The sequence below is a fragment of the Longimicrobium sp. genome (assembly GCA_036387335.1).
Classification (GTDB): Bacteria; Gemmatimonadota; Gemmatimonadetes; order Longimicrobiales; family Longimicrobiaceae; genus Longimicrobium.
Genome location: DASVTZ010000162.1, coordinates 1 through 20,562, shown reverse-complemented (window position 1 = coordinate 20,562; position 20,562 = coordinate 1). Strand labels below are relative to the sequence as shown.

At 71.2% G+C, this 20,562-nt stretch carries 15 protein-coding genes and 2 pseudogenes; 11 read left to right on the top strand and 6 right to left on the bottom strand.

Translation table 11 applies throughout. The annotated features are described in order from the left end of the window. Positions 1 to 98: 98 nt before the first annotated feature. On the bottom strand, positions 99 to 464 hold the full coding sequence (locus VF647_15800; GenBank protein ID HEX8453564.1) for a hypothetical protein: 366 nt from the start codon (positions 462 to 464) through the stop codon (positions 99 to 101). Next, positions 465 to 2,231: a 4-alpha-glucanotransferase gene (gene malQ / locus VF647_15795; protein ID HEX8453563.1), complete on the bottom strand. Its 1,767-nt coding sequence runs from the start codon at positions 2,229 to 2,231 to the stop codon at positions 465 to 467. Between the two features lie 167 nt (positions 2,232 to 2,398). Between malQ and VF647_15790 the strand changes: the two genes are divergently transcribed. Further along, positions 2,399 to 2,941: a nuclear transport factor 2 family protein gene (locus VF647_15790; GenBank protein ID HEX8453562.1), complete on the top strand. Its 543-nt coding sequence runs from the start codon at positions 2,399 to 2,401 to the stop codon at positions 2,939 to 2,941. A gap of 4 nt (positions 2,942 to 2,945) precedes the next feature. Beyond that, positions 2,946 to 4,136 carry a glycosyl hydrolase gene (locus tag VF647_15785; GenBank protein HEX8453561.1) on the top strand — a complete coding sequence of 397 codons (1,191 nt, stop codon included), beginning with the start codon at positions 2,946 to 2,948 and terminating at the stop codon, positions 4,134 to 4,136. Between the two features lie 46 nt (positions 4,137 to 4,182). Here VF647_15785 and VF647_15780 read toward each other — a convergent pair whose 3' ends face one another. After that, complete coding sequence (locus tag VF647_15780; GenBank protein HEX8453560.1) at positions 4,183 to 5,142, bottom strand: tetratricopeptide repeat protein; 960 nt, start codon at positions 5,140 to 5,142, stop codon at positions 4,183 to 4,185. After that, a complete protein-coding gene (locus VF647_15775) occupies positions 5,028 to 5,780 on the bottom strand; it encodes a phosphodiester glycosidase family protein (protein ID HEX8453559.1) in 753 nt (250 codons plus the stop codon). Before VF647_15775 ends, VF647_15780 begins: the two co-directional genes overlap by 115 nt. Positions 5,781 to 6,106: 326 nt before the next feature. Between VF647_15775 and VF647_15770 the strand changes: the two genes are divergently transcribed. The 5 genes and pseudogenes from VF647_15770 (at position 6,107) to VF647_15750 (ending at position 10,606) form a co-directional block, all read left to right on the top strand. Continuing rightward, positions 6,107 to 8,326, top strand: a complete 2,220-nt coding sequence (locus VF647_15770) for a fused MFS/spermidine synthase (protein ID HEX8453558.1) — start codon at positions 6,107 to 6,109, stop codon at positions 8,324 to 8,326. Positions 8,327 to 8,485: 159 nt separating this feature from the next. Continuing rightward, positions 8,486 to 8,749: a hypothetical protein gene (locus tag VF647_15765; GenBank protein HEX8453557.1), complete on the top strand. Its 264-nt coding sequence runs from the start codon at positions 8,486 to 8,488 to the stop codon at positions 8,747 to 8,749. Positions 8,750 to 8,929: 180 nt separating this feature from the next. After that, positions 8,930 to 9,139, top strand: a pseudogene (locus VF647_15760) (FKBP-type peptidyl-prolyl cis-trans isomerase). A 307-nt stretch (positions 9,140 to 9,446) separates the two neighbouring features. Next, a pseudogene (locus VF647_15755) lies at positions 9,447 to 9,647 on the top strand (cold shock domain-containing protein). A gap of 659 nt (positions 9,648 to 10,306) precedes the next feature. Then, entirely contained in the window at positions 10,307 to 10,606 is a 300-nt protein-coding gene (locus tag VF647_15750) for a hypothetical protein (GenBank protein ID HEX8453556.1), read from the top strand. A gap of 445 nt (positions 10,607 to 11,051) precedes the next feature. Here the strand turns inward: VF647_15750 and VF647_15745 are convergent, their stop codons facing one another. Both VF647_15745 and VF647_15740 read right to left on the bottom strand, forming a co-directional pair. Further along, positions 11,052 to 11,597 carry a YsnF/AvaK domain-containing protein gene (locus tag VF647_15745; GenBank protein HEX8453555.1) on the bottom strand — a complete coding sequence of 182 codons (546 nt, stop codon included), beginning with the start codon at positions 11,595 to 11,597 and terminating at the stop codon, positions 11,052 to 11,054. Between the two features lie 188 nt (positions 11,598 to 11,785). Next, positions 11,786 to 14,098, bottom strand: coding sequence for a CDC48 family AAA ATPase (locus VF647_15740; GenBank protein ID HEX8453554.1), 2,313 nt, complete (start codon positions 14,096 to 14,098; stop codon positions 11,786 to 11,788). Positions 14,099 to 14,373: 275 nt separating this feature from the next. Here VF647_15740 and VF647_15735 point away from each other — a divergent pair, with 275 nt between their 5' ends. The 4 genes from VF647_15735 (at position 14,374) to VF647_15720 (ending at position 20,510) form a co-directional block, all read left to right on the top strand. Then, complete coding sequence (locus tag VF647_15735; GenBank protein ID HEX8453553.1) at positions 14,374 to 14,826, top strand: pyridoxamine 5'-phosphate oxidase family protein; 453 nt, start codon at positions 14,374 to 14,376, stop codon at positions 14,824 to 14,826. A 158-nt stretch (positions 14,827 to 14,984) separates the two neighbouring features. Next, entirely contained in the window at positions 14,985 to 15,566 is a 582-nt protein-coding gene (locus tag VF647_15730; GenBank protein ID HEX8453552.1) for an rRNA adenine N-6-methyltransferase family protein, read from the top strand. Positions 15,567 to 16,027: 461 nt separating this feature from the next. Further along, on the top strand, positions 16,028 to 19,033 hold the full coding sequence (locus tag VF647_15725) for a SusC/RagA family TonB-linked outer membrane protein (protein HEX8453551.1): 3,006 nt from the start codon (positions 16,028 to 16,030) through the stop codon (positions 19,031 to 19,033). Positions 19,034 to 19,079: 46 nt separating this feature from the next. After that, entirely contained in the window at positions 19,080 to 20,510 is a 1,431-nt protein-coding gene (locus tag VF647_15720; GenBank protein ID HEX8453550.1) for a RagB/SusD family nutrient uptake outer membrane protein, read from the top strand. Positions 20,511 to 20,562 lie beyond the last annotated feature (52 nt).

The following is a 20,562-nucleotide window of genomic DNA, read 5'->3' as shown; positions in this document are numbered from 1 at the left end:
AAAGTACTTCCAAGTCTTTCCTTTGCGTCTTCGCGTCTTTGCGTGACACCTTCTGTTGATCTCTCCTGCGTCTCTGCGCCTCTGCGTGAGACCGCTTTTCACTCGCCAGGCGAAAGCTTGCGCTCGTCGTCGGGAAGCGCGTCGCGGACGCCGGGGTCGCGGGCGAGGTCCTCGATGGGCGTGGCGAGCTTGCGCGTCCAGGCGCTGAACTCGGAAGGCGGCACGCCCGGCACGTTCACCGGCTCCGCCTCGCCCACCAGGTCGTCCAGGCTCAGGCCGACCAGCGCGGCGGGAGTGCGGGAGAGGAAGGCGTGCACCGCGCCCCGCAATGCAGCCCCGCTCCCCGGATGCTCGGGACTGGGGAGGACGCCCTCGGCGGCGAGGCGCTCGAGGATGGCGCGGCGCTCCTGCACCCGGTCCCGCCGCTGCTCCTCTGCCGCCTCGTCGCTCGGAATCACCCCCACCTAGCGCTTCACCTCGATGTCGCGGCCGCGCCAGAAGCCGGCCAGCGTCGGCATGTCGTGCGTGTTGGCGGTGGCCAGCGACATCGGCTCGTACTCGGCGGCAGGGCGGAACTCGTCGCCCTCGCGCTCGAAGTAGAAGACGCGCGACGACAGCACCCCCCACCGCCGCAGCACCGGCGGCACCTCGGGCGGCACGGTTCCCAGGTCCTCGCCCACGACCAGCGCGCGGTGGCGATGCGCCTCCAGCGCGAGGATGCCGAGCAGGTCCTCCACGGGGAAGCTGACGTACGCGCCGTCCTTGCCCGCCGCGCCCTCCGGGATCCAGAACTGGCGAAAGAGGCCGATCGCGTGGTCGATGCGCAGCGCCCCCGCATGCCGCATGGAGGCGCGCACCAGCCGCACCCAGTAGCGGTACGCATCCTCCCGCAGCGCGCGGGGGTCGAGCGGCGGAAGGCCCCAGTTCTGCCCCTCGGCCGAGTACGCGTCCGGCGGCGCGCCGATGCTGGCGCCCGTCACGAAGAGGTGCGGGTTGGCCCACACGTCCGCGCCCGCGGGCGAGGTGCCGATCGCCAGGTCCTGGTACAGCCCGATCGACAGCCCCGCACCCTCGCCCCGCGCCGCAGCCTCGGCGAGCTGGCGGTCCAGCTCGAACTGGAGCCAGCGGTGGAAGTCGATCTCCTCCGCGTGCGCCTTCGCGAACTCCGCCGCGGCGGGGGAGCGCGGGTCGCGGAGCGGTTCCGGCCACGTCCGCCAGTCGCCGCTCTCCAGATGGCCTGCAAGCGCCTCGAAGGTGGCGAAGTCGGTCAGCGGCTCCCCCTGCGCTTCCAGGTAGGAGCGGTACGCCTCCTGTCTCGCGCCATCGGCCGCGCTAAAGGAGCGGTACAGCACTTCCAGCACGCGCCGCTTGAGCGCCATCACCGGCTCGTACTGCACGTGATCGCTCGTCCGCAGCTCCTCCAGCTCCGCGCGCGCCGCTTCCACCATCCGCCGCGCCTCGTCCGATGTGCCGTATTCGGGGATGGCGGTGACGTCGATGTAGATGGCGTTGCGGAAGATGCGGCTCACCGGGCTGTACGGGCTGATGTCCGCGCCCTGGTTGCGCAGCGCGTGCAGCGGGTTGACGCCCAGGAACGCCCCGCCGATCTCCGCCGTCCACTCCGCCAAGCGCGCCAGGTCGCCCGTGTCGCCGATCCCCCAGTTCTCCGCGCTGCGCACCGAGTACAGGTTGGCGATGACGCCGAAGACGCGCTCCTGCCCCGCCACCTCCGCCACCGACGGGCACTGGCCGGGCACGACGACGAGCGTCTGCGTCCCCTCCTGCTCGCCGCTCTCTGTGCGCAGGGTGACGCGGAGGGTGTGGTAGCCGAGAGGAGGTTCGCTGGGCAGGGAGAGCCGCACGTTGCCGTCCGAGTCCGGCTTCGCTTCGCCGCTCGCGCGCACCGCCTCGCCCGTTTCGGGGACGAGCTCCAGCGTCCATGCGACGTTCGCCGTCCACTCCGGCGCGCGGGCCAGCACGGTGGTGAGATTGGCATCGTCCACGCGCACCACGCGCACGGGCGGGAGGACGCGCGAGCGGTCGCGGCGCTCCCATTCGTCCAGCGCGGATTCGGCGTGGGCGGCGGTGGAGGCATCGATCCCCATCGCGCGAAGGAGCGCCACGCGCGTGCTGTCCGAGGTGGTGCGGGTCTCGGTGCCGGACTGGTCCACGTAGCTGGGGACGATCCCGGCCGCGGCGGCGAGGTCATGGAGGCTGGACGGCTGCTGCATTCGACGGATCTGTAGGGCTGAATGGAAGGGCGCCCTCTCGGCGCCGGACGGTGCGCCGGGGCAAGGGCGGTGCCTCGCGGGTTTCAGCTACACGTGTCCCGTCGCGGAGGCACGATGTTCGCCATGCACGAGGCCGCTTCGCAAAACGACAACCCCGCGGATAGACCATGTCAGGCCAATACTGGCGTCTTGTAGTGCTCGCGTGCGTGCTCGCCGCGTCGCCCGCGCGGGCGCAGGAGAGCTACGTGCGCGTGGCGGTGAGCCCCAATACGGACGCCACGGCGGTGGCGGGCGACAGCACCGCCATCCACGACTTCCACATGGTCCTGCGCGACCGGGAGCGCTGGGGGAAGCCCGCGCCCGACGTCAGCGGGCTGGCGCAGTACATCGCGGAAGACGCGGTGCTGCTGGCGCGCTTCGGCGAGATCTTTCGGGGGCGGCAGGAGATCCTCGCCTGGTTCCAGCGCATGCTCGGCTTCGGGCAGATCGACAACATGCGGCTCACGGCGGGCGCGTCGCGCGGGATGTTCTACGTGACGGGCCGCTACCGCCACCTGATCCACCGCCCTGACGGCCGCGGGCGGTTCATGGAGGACCTGGGGAGCTATGCCTGGGTCTGGGAGCGGCAAAAGGATGGTGTGTGGAGGATCCAATCGATGATGATGGTCCCGGAGCCCAACCCGGGGAGTCCCGCGAACCCGTACCAGTAGCATCGTGCACAAGATCAGCAGGCTGTACCTGACCGTTCCGATCGTCCTGGCGCTGGTGGCGCCCGCATCCGCCCAGGCGCGCGCGGGGTTCGCCAACGGCCGCGGCGGCGCCCGCGACGCCGTGCGCGAGGCGGCCCGCAACGCCCCCGAGGTGCGGGGGATGACGCCCGACGCGGCGTCGCTGCCGGGGCCGGTCTTTGCCCGCGGCGGCCGCCCCTTCTTCTCCGGCGTCTTCCTGGGCGACGCGGAGAGCAAGGTGGAGGTGATCGACGTCTCCATCCGCCGCTTCACCGCGATGGTGGGGAAGCGGCCGGCGCTGGTGAAGACCTTCCACGCCTTCAACGCGGACTTCTCCGCCCGCGGCTGGGCGGGGCGGCTCATCCGCAAGGTGCAGCGCGAGGGCTCCACCAACTACATCGCGCTCGCCCCCGCCTGGACCTCGGAAGTCCCCACCGACAGCGTCCTCGCCGCCATCCTCGCGGGCAGCGCGGACGACGAGCTGCGCAAGATCGCACGCGACCTGAGGGGGTTCGGCGCGCTGGTGCTGATCGAGCCGGGATGGGAGATGAACGGCCGCTGGGGATACCGCTGGCAGGGGGTGGACAACGGCCTCGCCGCCAGCGCGCCCGCCAAGTACGCCGATGCCTGGCGGCGGCTGGTGGACCTGTTCGCGCGGGAGGGCGCCACCAACGTGCGCTGGGTCTTCAACCCGAACACCGGCAACCCCGTGCTGGGCGGCGCCCCCGGCCCCGCGCACTGGAACTGGTGGGGGCGCTACTATCCGGGCGACGAGTACGTGGACTACGTGGGCTTCCACGGCTTCAACGGCCCGTCCGTCTGGTTCAAGCGGTGGATGCCGTTCGCGGAGCTGTTCAGCGGCCCCGAAGCGGACTTCGCGCTCCCGGAGATGGTGCGCCGCCACCCCAACAAGCCCATCCTCATGGGCGAGCTCGCGGCCGAGAAGGATCCGGTGGAGCTGCGCCGCGGCGGGTGGATCCGCGACGCCTACCGACAGATGATCGACCACCCCAAGATCGTGGGCGGCATCTGGTTCCACATGCAAAAGGAGACGGACTGGCGGGTGAACACCCTCCCCCAGGTCCTGCAGGCGTACCAGGAGGTCATGCGCGACCCCCGCGTTGCCGACACTTTCGTGGACGTCTCCCCCCGCCTTCCGCGCCACGGCCGGCGGTAGCGAAGCGCCCCCCTCCCCTGGCTGGTCGCCGGAGGAGGGGGCCTGCTCACGGACGCCCGCCGAGCCATTCCATCAGCACCCCGAGCGCGATCCCGCAGACCAGCAGCAGCATCCACGCGAGGACGAACTCGAATCCGGCGATGAGCATCAGGGCGGCGCCGCGGAGCCAGCGGGGGAGCCGGGCGGCGCGGCGGGTCAGCGGCTCGTCGACCCGGCGGAAGAGGCGCATGAACGCCGTGTCGTGGTCGATGGCCTTGCGCAGCCCGCCGTGGGTGTTGGACTGGGATGGGTCCAGCCGCAGCGATTCGCGAAACGCGGCGCGCGAGGCTGCGAGCTGCCGCAGGTGATAGAGCCGCCACCCCTCGATGGCGTGCGCCGTCGCGCTCTCCGGGTGCGCGGCCAGGAGGCGGGCTGAGACCTCCGCCGCCTCGCCGTGGTACCCCATCTCGATGAGCGCCGCCGCCAGCACCGTGTTGCACCCCTCGTCGTCCGGCACGATGGTGAGCCCCTGCCGCGCGCAGCGGACCGCCTCCTTCCAATCCCGCTGGTCCAGCCGGATCTGCCCCAGGAGGTGCCAGCCGTGGATGTAGCCGGGGTCCACGCGGATCGATTCCAGCGCCGCCCCGGCCGCCTCGTTCGCCGAGCCGCGCGACTTCAGCACGAACGCCAGCGCGTAGTGGCTGAACGGCGCCTCCGCGTCCCCGGCGACGGCCGCCTTCGCCGCGCTCAGCGCCGCATCCCACTGCTTCTCCTCCGTATGGCAGAGGGCCAGGAGGGCATGCGCGTAGGCGTCCTCCGGGTCCGCGGCGAGGGAGCGGGCAAGCTCTTCGCGCGCCTGCGCGTAGCGCCCCAGCCGGTAGAGGAGGCGTGCCCGCTCGTTGCTCTCGCCCGTCAGCGCGCGAAGACCCCGATGAAGCCCACGAACTCCACATTGGTCCGCGCCGCGCCGCCGCCCACCTGGAGCATGGCGGTCTCGTTGCCGTCCAGGAAGAGCGCGTCGGCGCACCCCGCCCGGTCGCGCAGGACGCGGGCGAGCTCGTACAGCGTGATCCCCCTGCCGCCCACCGTGTGCGCCAGCACCACCTCGTGCGGCCCGCACACCGCGACGGCGCTGCGGTTGAGCGGGGTGCCGCCGGGCAGGGGCGAGAACTTGGGATGGATGCGCCCGCCCAGCACCAGCGCCGGCCCCGACTGCGTCGCCTCGCGCATGCGCTCGCGGAGCGCGCCGGCTCGCTCGGTGGCGACGATGCGCGCGGTGCCGTCGCTCAGGATGGCGAAGACGGCGTTGGGCTTCAGGTAGAAGTTGCCGGCCCCAGAGCGCGTGTTCAGCGGGTCCAGCGTCTGGCCGCGTTCCACGTGCAGGCCGGTGGGCGTGCGATCCTTGTCAAAGATCCCCGCGTTGCTCACCGCCAGCAGCCGCAGCCCCGCCCCCCGCGCCCACCGTTCCACCGCCGCCGGCGACCTGAACGGCGCGCCGGACGGATCCTTCCACAGCATCCGCACCTCCGCGCGCCGCAGGTCCACGCGCACCAGCTGCACCCGCGCCGCCCCCTGCTGCACCGTGTCCACGCGCAACGGAGCGCCGCGCTGCGCCACGCACGGCGCCGCGAGCAAGCAGGCAAGGGCGGGGAGGAGGATGCGCATGGCTCGGATAATTGGGGGTGGTGGATGGTGGCGAGTGAACTCGCGGCAACAACAGCACAAAGTCCGCCTGCGCGGACTCGGGGTCAAATCTCGCGCTCACCAGACGGCTTCAGCCGTCTTCGCGTGGTTCCATGCGGGCGCCGGTCCCGCCCGCGCCCAAACCTGCGAAGGCAGGTTTCCCGCGGTTGTTGCAGCGGTTTCAACCGCCGGAACCAGCTCCGGAGCATCCCGACACATCCCCCCGCTTGCGCCCAAGGCCCATCTCCCATCCATTCCCCTCACCCCGGCACGGCTGCCGGATCACACGACCCTCGCGCAACCCGCTGTTGAGCACCATCACGCACCCCATAGCACAGCACCCGCCCGCACGCCGCGCCGCCCCGGCGGTCATCCTCGCCGCGTATGCGTGCGCGGTGTTCTGCAGCGCGTTCCTGCTCTTCCTAGTGCAGCCGGTATTCAGCCGCATGGTGCTCCCGCTGCTGGGCGGGTCGCCGGCGGTGTGGAACACGTGCATGCTCTTCTTTCAGGCCGCTCTCCTGGGCGGCTACCTGTACGCGCACCTCACCACGCGCTGGCTGCGTCCGCGCGCGCAGGCCACGCTGCACCTGGGGCTGATGGCCGCCGCGGCGATGGTGCTGCCGGTGTCCGTGGCCGGCGCCGCGCCGACGGGGGGCGGGTCGCCCATCCCCTGGCTCCTCCTGCTGATGGCGACCACCGTCGGGCTCCCGTTCTTCGTGCTGTCCGGCACGGGCCCCATCCTCCAGCGCTGGTTCTCGGAAACGGGCCATCCCGGCGCGGCCAACCCGTACTGGCTCTACGCCGCCAGCAACCTGGGGAGCATGCTGGCGCTCCTCGGCTACCCCGTCTTCGTGGAGCCCAACCTCCGCCTGGCTGCGCAGAGCCACGCCTGGACGCTGGGCTACGGCGCGCTGGCGATCCTGCTGGGCGGGTGCGCGCTGGCCGTGTGGCGCGCGCGGGGCGGGGAAGCGGCCGCCGAGCCCGCCGCGCCCATCGCCGGACGGGAGCGGGCGCTCTGGGTGGGGCTCGCCTTCGTGCCTTCGAGCATGCTGCTGGGCGTCACCACGTACATCACCACTGACCTCACGCCGATCCCGCTCCTCTGGGTGATCCCGCTGGCGCTGTACCTCCTCAGCTTCACCCTGGTCTTCGCGCCGCGTACCCTCGTGCCTCACAGCTGGATGCTGTGGATGCAGCCGCCGCTCTTGGCCGCGGCGGTCATGATGCTGCTGGAAGGGTGGCTGCGCGAGCCGTCGGTGGCGCTGCCCGTCCACCTGGGCGCGCTCTTCGTAACCGCGATGGTGTGCCACGGCGAGCTGTCGCGCCGCCGCCCGCCCGCGAGCAAGCTGACGGAGTTCTACCTGTGGATCTCGGTGGGCGGGGTGCTGGGTGGCATCTTCAACGTGCTGCTGGCGCCCGTCATCTTCACCCGCATCTACGAGTACCCGCTCCTCCTGGCCCTGGCCTGCCTCGCCCGGCCGCGCGCGGAGGAAAGGGAGGAGGTGCCGCGCCACCTGCTGTACGCGCTCCAGGCGCTGGCGTACGGCGGCGCGCTCCTGTACCTGGCGAACACGGAGAATCCGCTGCTCCCCGGCATCGCCATCGTGGCGCTGGCGGCGGCGGTGATCAGCCTGATGACGGTGGGGCTGGCGCGCGCGCCGGGATGGCTGGCGCTCTGCCTGGGCGGGCTCCTCCTGTCGCAGGTGCGAGCCGAGGTGATGTCGCCCAACACGCTGGCCACGCGGCGCACCTTCTTCGGCCACTACCGCGTCTACGTGAACGGAATCGGGGGCGGCTACACCGTCCTGGGGCACGGCTCCACCCTGCACGGCGCGCAGAGCCTGACGCAGGAGCTCACGGGCGAGCCGCTGACCTACTACGTCCGCAACGGGCCGCTGGGCGACATCTTCGCCACCAACCCGGTGGGAATGCGCGGCGTGCGGGTCGCCGTGGTGGGGCTGGGGACCGGCACCACCGCCGCGTACGCCCAGAAGGGAGAGGAGTGGACCTTCTACGAGATCGACCCCGGCATCGTGGAGATCGCGCGCAACCGCCACTACTTCACCTACCTGCACAACGCCGAGGCCCCCATCCGCATCGTCCTGGGCGACGCTCGGCTGTCGCTGGCGAAGGCGCCGCGGGGGGCGTACGACCTGATCCTCCTCGACGCCTTCTCGTCCGACGCGGTGCCGGTGCACCTCCTCACCCGCGAGGCGCTGGGCACCTACCTGGAGCGGCTGGCGCCGGGGGGGCGCATCGCGTACCACGTGAGCAACCGCTACCTGGACCTGGAGTCGGTGATCGGCGAGCTGGCGCGTGAGCGGGGGCTGGCGATCACGGTGGGGAGCGGCCCCAAGTCGAAGCCCCGCGAATACCAGCAGTCGTCCACCTGGGTGGTGGTCGCCCGCCGGCAGCGCGACCTCTTCGGGCTCGACAACCCCCCGCGGTGGCGCGCTCCGAAGCTGCGCCCCGGCGCCCGCCCCTGGACCGACGACTACTCCAGCGTGCTCAGCGTCTTCCGGGGATAGCGCCCGAACCTTTGCGGCGAGCCGGTGTACAAACGTCCGTATCGCCCGGGGCTTCGTCGTCCCCGGCCGCGAGCGGCGTGCGCCACCCCCCGGGCGTACCCGCGCGCCTCCTGGTGCCCGCGGCGTGCAGCCGCCCCATCTTCGACGGGAGTCCAGCCGATGTCCAAGAGCAACGGAACGAAGCGCCTGCGTGCCGAAGACGGCCGCGTCGACCTCACGGCCCGTCCCGGGTGGACCACGGCGCAGGAGCGCCTCCCGGCCGTGGGGGAACAGGTGCTCTGTGCCGGCGGCCCGGGCGAGGTGGTCGCCGTCCTGGGCAAGACGGGCGACGGAAGCCGGCTCCTGGAGATCCGCCTGGGCGACGTGCAGGCCAAGCCGTTCTTCGCCGCCGCCTCCAACGTGCTGGTGGCGCCACCCGCCTGACCCGCGCCGGGCCCGCTCGCACGAGCGGGCCCTTCTTGCTCCCTGATCGACACCGACGCGCCATCCGTGGCGCGTGTTTCGCGAAAAACGCCCAGCGGCCCCCGGTTTTCAGCCGGCGGGCCGCTTTATTGCGTCCTCGCGGGTGGGGCCTTCGCACGTCACTCAGCGGCGGGAGGAAGCATGGCGACAGCTCGCTCCGGCGACACCGTCCGGGTGCACTACACCGGGCGGCTGGAGGACGGAACCGTCTTCGACTCGTCGCACGGGCGGGAGCCGCTGGAGTTCGCGCTGGGCGCGGGCGAGGTGATCGCCGGCTTCGACGACGCGGTGGAGGGGATGGAGCCCGGCGAGTCGAAGTGGGTCTGGATCCCCGCGGCCAGCGCGTACGGCGCGCACGACGAGGACCTGATGCTGCTGGTCGAGCTGGACCGCTTCCCTCCCAACATCCGCCCCGAAGTCGGGCAGCGCCTCCAGATGAAGCGCGACGGCGGCGAGCCGGTCGTGGTCACGGTGGCCGAAGTCTCGGACGATGGCGCGGTGCTGGACCAAAACCACCCGCTCGCGGGGCGGGACCTCACCTTCGACCTGGAGCTCGTCGGCATCTCGTGACACACCCCGTGCCCTCCGCAAGGCACACGATCCAGGCCCCGCGACGGGCGGGGGCATCCACACACCCACAGGCAGAGGGTTCCATACCATGGAGAAGGTGACAGGCACGGTGAAGTGGTTCTCACAGGAGAAGGGATACGGCTTCATCCAGCGCGAGGACGGCCCGGACGTGTTCGTCCACCACAGCGCCATCCAGGGGTCGGGGTTCAAGTCGCTGGACGAGGGTGAGCGCGTGGAGTTCGAGGTGGTGGAGGAGCCCCGCGGCGCGAAGGCCGCCAACGTGGTGCGCCTGGACGCGCCCGCCGGCGGCTCCGGCGGCGGTGCCCCGGGCGGTGACGACGGCTACGGCAACCGTGGCGGCGGCGGGTACGGCGGCGGCGGCGGAAGCCGTGGCGGCGGCGGCTACGGTGGCGGTGGCGGAAGCCGCGGCGGCGGTGGTGGCGGCTACGGTGGTGGCGGGGGCGGGTACGGCGGCGGTGGGGGCGGCTACGGCGGCGGGGGTGGTGGCCGTGGCGGCGGTGGCGGCGGGCGTGGCGGCAGTGGTGGCGGCGGCCGCGACCGGGACCGCGACTGGTAGGGCCCCCTCCCCCCGGCCCCCTCCCCCGCCTGCGGGGGCGCAGGGCGGAGGAGGGGGAGAACTACGCCCCCGCCGCGACCATCGCGGCGGGGGCTTGTTGTCGCCCAACCATTCACATTCCCTGTAGGGGCGCGATTCATCGCGCCCGTGCCCGCCCCCACGCCGCAATCCGCATCGATCACCGATCCCGTAGGGGCGGTCCCGCGTGGCCGCCCGTGTCCAACCCGGCCCGGACCTCGTAGGGGCGGACCTGCGTGTCCGCCCTCGCTTGCCGTGCCACGGTGTTCGAAACGATCCAAAACGCCCGTACCGGGTACAAACGACCCACAGCGGCGAAGCCCCGCCGCGGCCGACCACACTGGGGAAGCAACGTGAAGCAGGACGAAACGCTGATCTACGAAGACCACGACCCATACCGCCTGGGCGAGCGGCGCCTGGGCGAGCCTGCGGGAATCTATCTCCTGGCGGGGTGCTTCCACGTCGCCAACTACACGAGTCGCGCCGCCGCCGACCTGCGCGAGCGGGGCGCCCTCCTGGTCGCGACCCTCTGCTTCAGCGAGGCCGACGCCGAGCGCTCCGTCTCGGGCGGCGCCCCGCACCCGCGCGGCCTCCCCTCCATCGTGCGCCCCCGTCCCAACGCCGCCCACCTGGAGCGCCCGGCGCGGAACTGAGGTCCGGCGAGTGAACTCGCTCCAACAACAGCACAAAGTCCGCCTTCGCGGACTCGCGGGCGGGATTCGCCGGGCACTTCGAAATTCCGCGCCGAGGAAAGGCCTGCCCAGGAGCGAATGAATTCGCGGCTGGAACCACACGAAGTCCGCCTCCGCGGACTGGCCCCGGCCGGGCGAGACGGCTTCAGCCGTCTTCCCGTGGTTCCAGCCGGGGGATTCATCCCCCGGAACCCCGGCCGCCACCCCGGTGACCGCGCCGCGCACGACCCCCGCCCGCCCAAACCTGCGAAGGCAGGTTTCCCGCGGTTGTTGCAGCGGTTTCAACCGCCGGGTACCCCCTGGCTAGACCCAACCCAAAAACCCTGCCCCCTCCCCCGGCATCCGGGAGAGGGGGCAGATCACGGCCGGGGCAGCCGCCCCGGCCGTCCCACAACCCGCGGGAATCCTACAGGTTGCCGCCGCGATCCAGCGTGTCGCGGTCGTGGCGCACCTCGTGGGCGTTGACCTCACGCACCTCGGCGCGCTCGGTGCGCAGGTCGGCCTCCACCATGCGCTCCTCGGTCACCTGCTGCGTGCGCACCACGAGTTCCTCCTTGGGCACCACGCGCTTCTCCACCACCGCCTCCTCGGCGGTCAGCGGAACGCGGATGTGCTCCTCGCCGATGGTGTGGCCGAGCCCGCCGGCCGCGACCATCCCGCCCTCGATGGGGCGGCGCTCCACCGTCACCTCGTCGTGGGTGAGCGGCACCTCGTGGCGCACGTGCTCGGTCTCCACGCGCTTCTCGATCTCCACCTCGCCCGCGCGCACCTCGCGCTTGCCGACGGCGAGCTGCTCCTCCGAGAGCGTCAGGCGCTCCTCGGTGCCGCGAAGCTGCTCGTTGCCGTGCAGCTGGCCGGCGCGAAGCTGCTCGTTGCCGTGAAGCTGGTCCGCGCGAAGCGAGTCGGCGGTGCCGTCCATCGGGAGGTTGCGGTCGCTGGGAGTGATGCTCATGGTCGCCCTTGGTTCGGGTTATTCGGAGAGGCCTTCCATCCTCTCCGCTCGGCTCGGCGGGAAAGCAACAACCGTTCCACAAACCTTGAACACCGATCAGGGCAAGCTGTTTTCGCGTAACGAGATAGCGACGCGCGGAAACACGGGGAGAGGCACCCTTCGCCCCTCCCCGTGATCCCCTGGCGCCGTCAGTGCGCGGCGGGGCGCTCCGGGGCTCGGAAGCCGATCTGGCGGCCGCGCGGGCCCTCGCGCTTCAGCTCGCTGCGCAGCTCCTCGTACTCGCGCTCCATCTCCGGCGTCACCGAAGCGCGGCTCTCCTTGAGCGCCGACTCGAAGAAGCGCATCGGCACCTCCGCCACGTCCAGGTCGGTGCGCAGCGCCATCAGCCCCGCGCGGCGCACCAGGTCCTCCAGGTCCGCGCCGGTGAAGCCGTGCGTGCGCTCCGCGATGGCCTCCAGCTTCACGTCCTCCGCCAGCGGCATCCCGGAGGTGTGGATGCGCAGGATGGTGAGCCGCGCCTCGCGCTCGGGCACCGTGATGTACACCAGCTCGTCGAAGCGGCCGGGGCGCAGCAGGGCGGGGTCCAGCAGCGTGGGACGGTTGGTGGCGCCGATCACCACGATCCCCTGCATCTCCTCCAGCCCGTCCATCTCCGCGAGGATGGTGTTCACCACCCGCTCCGTCACGGCCGGCTCGCCCAGCCCGCCGCCGCGCTGTGGCGCCAGCGAATCGATCTCGTCGATGAAGATGACCGTAGGCGCCACCTGCCGCGCGCGCTGGAAGAGACGCGTCACCTGCTGCTCGCTCTCGCCGTACCACTTGCTGAGCAGGTCCGACGACTTGGTGGCGATGAAGTTCGCCTCCGACTCGCGCGCGACGGCCTTGGCCATCAGCGTCTTGCCCGTCCCGGGAGGGCCGTACAGGAGGAAGCCCTTGGCGGGGCGGATCCCCAGGCGGCGGAAGGCGTCGGGGTGCTTCAGGGGGAGCTCCACCCCCTCCTTGAGCGCCCGCTTGGCGTCTTCGAGGCCGCCGATGTCGTCCCAGCCCACATCGGGGACCTGGATCATGATCTCGCGCACGGCGGAGGGCTGCACCCGCTTGAGCGCGTTGATGAAGTCGTCGCGGCACACGATCAGCCGCGCCAGCACGTCCGCCGGGATCTCCACCTGGTTCAGGTCCAGGGCGGGGAGGTGGCGCCGCAGCGTGTCGATGGCGGCCTCGCGGGCCAGCGCCGTGAGGTCCGCGCCCACGAAGCCGTAGGTGATGCGCGCGAGCTCGTCCAGGTCCACGTCGTTCCCCAGCGGCATGCCGCGGGTGTGGATGGCCAGCACCTCGCGCCGCCCCACCGCGTCCGGCACGCCGATGATGATCTCGCGGTCGAAGCGGCCCGGCCGGCGCAGCGCCTCGTCGATGGCGTTGACGCGGTTGGTGGCCGCGATCACCACCACGTTCTGCCGCGGCTTCAGCCCGTCCATCAGCGTCAGGAGCTGCGCCACGATGCGCCGCTCAACCTCGCCCGTCACCTCCTCGCGCTTGGGTGCGATGGAGTCGATCTCGTCGATGAAGACGATGGAGGGCGCCTGCTGCTCCGCCTGCTCGAACACCTCGCGCAGCCGCTGCTCGCTCTCGCCGTAGTGCCGCCCCATGATCTCCGGGCCGGCGATGTGGAAGAACTGCGCGCGCGCCTCGTTGGCCACCGCGCGCGCGAGCAGCGTCTTGCCCGTCCCCGGCGGGCCGTGCAGGATGACGCCTTTCGGCGGGTCGATCCCCAGCCGCTGGAAGAGTTCGGGGTGCTTGAGCGGGAGCTCGATCATCTCCCGCACCTGGTCGATGGTGGGCCCCAGCCCGCCGATGTCGTCGTAGGTGATGTCGCCGCGGCTGGGGTCTTCCGGCTCCGCGTACTCGGGAAGGAGCTCGATCTCGGTGTCCTCCACCACCTGCACGATCCCGCGCGGCGTCGTCCCCACCACGCGCAGGCGGATCTCCTGCAGCGCGTACGCCGTCTGCTGGAAGAAGGTGCGAAAGAGCTCCTCGGGGAACGCGCCCGGGTCCTCGGGACCGCGCGAAGTCTCGGTGCGCTGGTAGGCGGATGTGGAGATCGTGTCGCCCTGCGTGAGCGGGCGGCGGAAGAGGGTGCGGCGCAGGGCGTCGCCGGTGCCCATCAGCCGCAGGTTCTCCTGCGCGGGGGCCAGCGTCACGCGGCGGGCGGGCTCCACCTTGGCGCAGCGCACCTCCACGTAGTCGCCGATGCTGACGCCGCTGTTGGTGCGCTGGAGGCCGTCCAGGCGGATCAGGTCCAGCCCGTCGTCCTCCGGGTACGGGGGAAGCGCGACCGCGGCGGTGACCTGCGGCCCCACGATCTCGATGATCTCGCCCTCCTTGAGGCCCAGCGCCTGGAAGGTGCGCTGCCCCAGCCGCGCCGTGCCCTTGGCCATGTCCTCGCGCTTCGCCCCGGCCACCTGCAGCCGCACGCTCTCTCCCTGCTGCTCTCGATCCGCCATCCGCGCGCTCCTCGTGGTGCCGTTTTGCCCCGCCCCGTGTGCGGGGGAGGCCGCGCAGGCGCAAGTTCCAATCCACCCGCGCAGCGACCTGTGCCCGGCCGCGGGACGGCCCTTGCGTCTTTCTTTCCCGCAGGAGCCTGGTGCAGAAGGTGTCACGCAAAGCCGCGAAGCCGCGAAGGAAAGACGGGGAAGCACTTTCTTTGCGCCTTTGCGCCTTCGCGTGAGATCATTTCTTTCCGAATAGCAGGGCCACCCGCAGCCACGGAGAGACCGGCATGTCCGCACCGCAACCGCAAGCCTTCCGCCCGCTGGACCGCGCCGGCGCCGACGCGATCCTGGCCCGGAACCGGGTGGGGCGGATCGCCTACACGCGCCGCGGCCGCCTGGAGGTGGAGCCCGTCCTCTACGCCTGGGCGGACGGATGGCTGTGGGCGCGCACCTCGTACGGCTCCGGCTGGGCGGCCATGATCGGCGAGTCGCACGGCACCCCCATCACCTTCGAGGTGGACGAGGTGGAGGCGGGGTTCCGCTGGCGGAGCGTGGTGGTGCGGGGAATCCTGCATCCCGTGGAGCACCCCGCCGACGGCGGCGATCCGGCCGTGTGGGTGCACGCGGTGGAGCTGGTGCGCGCCCTGGACCCGGGGATCACGGGCGCCGCGTTGCGCAGCTCGCTGGTGAGGATCGCGGTGGAGGAGGCGGTCGCGCGGGAGGGCGGCGGAGAGGGGTAGCACTGGCGCGCGGGCCCGCGGGGGGGCACCTTGTCGGCCGCCCGCGCCCTGAATCGCGGGTGAGTCCCGTTTTTGCGTACCGTGTCCACATGGAGCCGGTGCGCCGCCGAAGCCGGGCCGTGTGCCCGCCAGGACCTACGATCATCCGGAGAACCAACGTGCCCGCAACGACCTCCGCTCACCGCCAGCAGCTTCTGCTCTTCGCGCGGAACTTCCTGAAGCACCCGCGCATGCTGGGCTCGGTGATCCCCAGTTCCCGCTACCTGGTGAACGAGATGCTGGGCGAGGTGGACTGGGACAGGGCGCGGGTGATCGTGGAGTACGGCCCGGGAGTGGGGACGTTCACGCACAAGATCCTGAAGCGCCTCCACCCGGACGGCATCCTGGTGGCCATCGAGACGAACACGGACTTCGTGAGCTTCCTGCAGCGCGGCGCCGCCGACCCGCGCCTGCACCTGGTGCACGGCTCCGCGGCGGACGTGGGGAGCATCCTGCAGCGGATCGGGCGCGGCAAGGCGGACTACATCATCTCCGGCATCCCGTTCAGCACCATGCCCGCCGCCCTGCGCGACGGCATCGTGCGCGCCACCCGCGACGCGCTCACCCCCACGGGCGCCTTCCTGGTCTACCAGTACTCCAACGGCGTTCTGCCGAACCTCAAGCGCACCTTTGGCCGCGTGAAGCTGGGCTTCGAGCCCCGCAACATCCCGCCCGCGCGCCTGTACTACTGCAGACCGTAACGGCCCCCACCCCCGCGCCCCCTCCCCCAAAACAACCTGGGGGAGGGGGCGGTTGCATCGGTGCCGGCGGCCCGCATCCCGAGCCCGCCCCTTCCTTCGCTCTCCCCGCGTCTCCGCGCCTCCGCGTGAGCCCAGCGGTCCGGGCGTCCGAAATCGCTCGTTCGCGCGTTCTGTGGCTCGCAAGCATGGGCTCTGAAGGGGCGCGCCCAGGCCAGAGTCTTCTTGCGGAGAGGCGGGGCGGAGAGTAGCTTCTGAGTTCAACCCGCCCCGTTCCCCGTGTCCAGAGACGCCCCAGCGGGCGAGCCAGGGGCGCGTTCCGCAGTCCATAGGTCCGTGTAGTCCGTGGGAGCGGCTCCGCTCCTGGCGCCCTTCCGCCACGTCCACCATTCGCACACACGGAGGCGACCCGCGCACATCCGCACACACGCGCAGGACATCTTACCAACCCCCAACGAGGAAGTATGTCGAAACGCATCCTGTCGTTCGTCATGTCCCTGCTCCTGATCGCGGGGAGCGCCATCGGCGCCTCCGCGCAGCAGCGGCAGGTGACGGGTACGGTGACCGGTGCCGACCAGGCGCCCGTCGCCGGCGCCACCGTCACCATCACCGGCACTCGCCGCGGCGTCCAGACCGACGCCGGCGGCCGCTTCACCATCGGCGTCCCCGCGGGCGACGCCTCGCTCACCGTCAGCCGCATCGGCTTCAGCAGCCGCGTCGTGGCGGTTCCGGCCGGCCAGAGCAACGTGACCGTCCGCCTCCAGTCGGACATCCTGAACCTGGAAGCCCTCGTGGTCACCGGCACGGCCACCACGGTGCGCCGCCAGAACGCGGCGAACGCCGTGGCCGTGGTGAGCCGCGCGGAGCTCCAGCGCGCCCCGGCGCCCACCATCGAGCGCGCCCTGCAGGGCAAGGTGGCCGGCGCGCAGATCGTGACCAACTCCGGCGCACCCGGCGGCGGCGCGCAGTTCCGGATCCGCGGCATCAGCACGCTGATCGGCAACAGCTCGCCGCTGTACGTGGTGGACGGGGTGATCATCTCCGACGCCGGCATCGCCGGCGGGCAGAACTTCGTCTCCGGCGCCGGCACGCGTACCGACATCGCCGGCGTACAGGACAACGTGGTGAACCGCGTGGCCGACCTGAACCCGGCCGACATCGAGTCGGTCGAGGTGCTCAAGGGCGCGTCGGCCTCGGCCGTGTACGGCTCCAAGGCGGCCAACGGCGTGATCGTGATCCGCACGCGCGGCGGCCGGGCCGGCGCTCCGCGCTTCAACCTCACGCAGCGCTTCGGCTACGCGGAGCAGGCCCGCACGCTGGGCTCGCGGAGCTGGACTCGCCAGGAGGCCAAGGACGAGCTGCACCTGACCAACGCCGAGCTCGACACGTACTTCAACGCCGACGGCTCGCCCAAGGCCGTGTACGACCACGAGTCGGACGTGTTCGGGCGCCGGGCGCCGCAGTCGGAGACCAACGTCTCCGTGAGCGGCGGCACCGAGGCCACGCGCTACTACGTCTCCGGCACGGTGGCGAACAACGAGGGGATCGCGGCCAACACCGGCTTCAACCGCCAGGGGCTGCAGCTTCGCCTCGACCAGACGCTGGGCTCGCGCCTGCGGGTGGGCGTGTCCGCCAACGTGAACCACACGGTGGCGGCCCGCGGCCTTACGGGCAACGACAACAACGGCGTGTCGTACTACGCCGCCATCTCGTTCACCCCGAGCTTCGTGAACCTGGACGGGAGCAACGGGATCTACCCCTCGAACCCGTTCGCCCCCAGCAACCCGGTGCAGACCGCGGCGCTCTCGACCAACGACGAGAACACCTGGCGCACCATCTCGTCGCTGAACGTCACGTACGACATCCTGGAGCGCGGCGCCCACCGGCTGCAGTTCCTGGGCAACGGCGGCGTGGACTTCTTCCAGCAGCGCAACGCCCTGTTCTACCCGGCGGAGCTGCAGTTCGAAGACGACGACAACCTGCCGGGCACCGCGGTCAACACGAACGCGAACAACACCAACGTCAACGGCAACCTGAACCTCGTCCACATCTTCGACCCGGAGGGCGGCTCGTTCCGCGCGACGACGTCGGTGGGCCTGCAGTACGAGGACCGGGACCTGACGACCAACGCCGTGGGCGGGCGCTACCTGATCGGCGGCGTGCGCCTTCCGGAGACGGGGGCGAACACCACCCTGAGCGGCGCGCGCACCCGCACGCGCGACCAGGGCTTCTTCGGCCAGGAGGAGCTCCTTCTGCTCGACGAGCGCCTGACGCTCACCGGCAGCCTGCGCGCCGACCGCAGCAGCAACAACGCGGACGCGAGCGAGTACTTCCTGTACCCCAAGGCTTCGGCCTCCTTCCGCCTGGGCAACCTGGTTCCGCGGGTGGACGACATCAAGCTGCGCGCGGCGTACGGCTCCAGCGGCAACCAGCCGCTGTTCAGCCAGCGCTTCGCCCCGCTCTTCGTCAGCAACCTCGACGGGCAGCCGGGGATCCAGGTCAACGGCACCTTTGGCGCCAGCGACCTGCGCCCGGAGCGCACCACGGAGCTTGAGGGCGGCGTGGACTTCACGCTGTTCGGCGGCAACGCGCGCCTGGAGCTGACGGGCTACAACAAGGTGGTGACGGACTTCCTGCTGTCGCGCACCCTGGCCCCGTCCACGGGCTTCAGCACGCAGTTCTTCAACGGCGGCGAGCTTCACGCCCGCGGCTTCGAGGCGCTGCTGGAGGCCACACCGGTGCGCCGCGACAACCTGACGTGGCTCACGCGCACCACGTTCTACCGGAACCGCCACAAGATCACCGACCTGCCGGTGCCGGCGTTCCGCCCCGCCAGCTCGAGCTTCGGCTTCGTGTACGGCGGCTACCTGATCCAGAACGACGAGTCGCCCACCGCCATGCTCGGCTTCAAGGACGGCGAGCGGGTGATCTACGGCGATTCGGAGCCGGACTTCCTGATGGGCTTCACCAACGACTTCACGATGGGGCGCTTCACCCTCTCGTCGCTGGTGGACTGGAGCAAGGGCGGCCTGGTGGCCAACCTTACCCGCAGCTACTACGACGACGCCCGCACCTCGCCGGACTTCCTGGCGCCGGCCAGCGTGGCCCGCAACCCGGACGGCACGGTGATCCCGCGCGACTTCAACGAGTGCGACTACACCTGCCTTTCGGGTGAAGAGCGCGCCGCGCTGGTGGGTGCCTGGTCCCCGTACATCGAGGACGCCTCCTTCGTCAAGGTGCGCGAGGTGTCGCTGGCGTACGACGTTCCGTCGGAGATCCTCAACCGTGCGGGCCGCGTGAACAGCGCGCGCATCACGCTGGCCGCGCGCAACCCGTACATGTGGACGCGCTACACCGGGCTCGACCCGGAGGTCAGCAACTTCGGCAACCGCTCGGTGGGCCGTAACATCGACGTGACCCCGTTCCCGCCCAGCCGCTCGTTCTGGCTCGGCTTCAACGTGGGCTTCTGAGATGACGAGCCACCGACTTCCCCTGCGAAGGAACACAGGATTTTCCATGAACCGACGCGCTTTGCTTCCCCTTCTGGCCGGGGCGCTGGCGCTGGGTGCTTGCGACACGGATCTCACGATCCCGAACTACAACAGCCCCAGCATCAGCGACCTCCAGAACAATCCCACCAACAGCGGCGTCCTTACCGCCGCCACCGGGCTGCTGATCGGCACGCGGCAGGAGCAGGCCGGCTACGTGCGGATCGGCGCCGTGCCGGGCCGCGAGGGGTACTTCGTGGACCCCAACGAGGGCCGGTACGTGCGGCAGCTGGCCGCCGGCACGCCGGACGCCTCGGACTTCACGGGCGGCTCGTACTGGGCCGCGCCGTACAACGCGATCCGCACGGGCAACCTCATCCTGACGATCGCGGACGATCCGCGCCTCACCTTCAGCGCGTCGGAGCGGGCCTCCATCAAGGGGTTCGTGAAGACGATGCAGGCGTTCAACTTCCTGCAGATCCTGAACTGGCGCGAGCAGATCCCGATCGCCGTGGGCGTCTCTCCGGAGGAAGCTCCGGCGCCGCTGGTGAGCCGCGCTGAGGCGTTCGCCTTCATCGCGGGGCTGCTGGACGAGGGGAACACGGACCTGGGCGCCGCCAGCGGCACCCTGCCGTTCTCCACGGGCCTCGGGCTGAGCCAGTACGGCTTCAACAACGCGGCGACGTTCCGCCAGTTCAACCGCGGCCTCAAGGCCCGCGTGGAGGTGTACCGCGCCACGCTCGGGCACACGGCGGTTCCGTCGAGCCCGGCCAACTACACGGCGGCGCTCGCGGCGCTGAACGAGTCGTTCATCGACGTGAGCAGCGGCAGCCGCACGGTGCTCAACAAGGGGCTGTACTTCTCGTACAGCACCGCGTCGGGCGACCTGGGTAACTCCAACTTCGACAACAGCGGCCGCCTCATCGCGGACAACCGCAACCGTACGGAGGCCCAGCTGCAGGCGGGCGGCGCGCGCGACGCGCGTCTCCTCCTCAAGCAGGATTCGGGGCTGGTGAACCGCGTCTCCATCGGGCTCACGAGCACGGAGCGCTTCCGTCTGTACGACACCCGCCCGTTCTTTGGCGGTGGCGGCAGCGCTTCGCCGATCCCGGCGATCCGCAACGAGGAGCTGATCCTGCTCCGCGCCGAGGCACGGTACTTCTCGGGCAACCTTCCGGGCGCCCTGGATGACCTGAACTTCGTGCGCACCAACTCGGGCGGCCTTGCGCCGCTCCTGGCGACGGACATCGCGACGCCGGCGCAGTTCATCACCCGGCTGCTGTACGAGCGCCGGTACTCGCTCCTCTTCGAGGGCGGGCACCGGTGGATCGACCACCGCCGTTTCGGCCGCCTTGCGGATCTCAACTCCACGGGCGTGTCGGACGCGTCGCGGGCGAACGACAAGACCTTTGCGTTCTTCCCGCTGCCGATCAACGAGCAGCTCGCCCGCGGCCTGTAGCACCGGCCGCTGGTGAAGGAAAATGGGGGGCGCGGCGCTTCGGCGCCGCGCC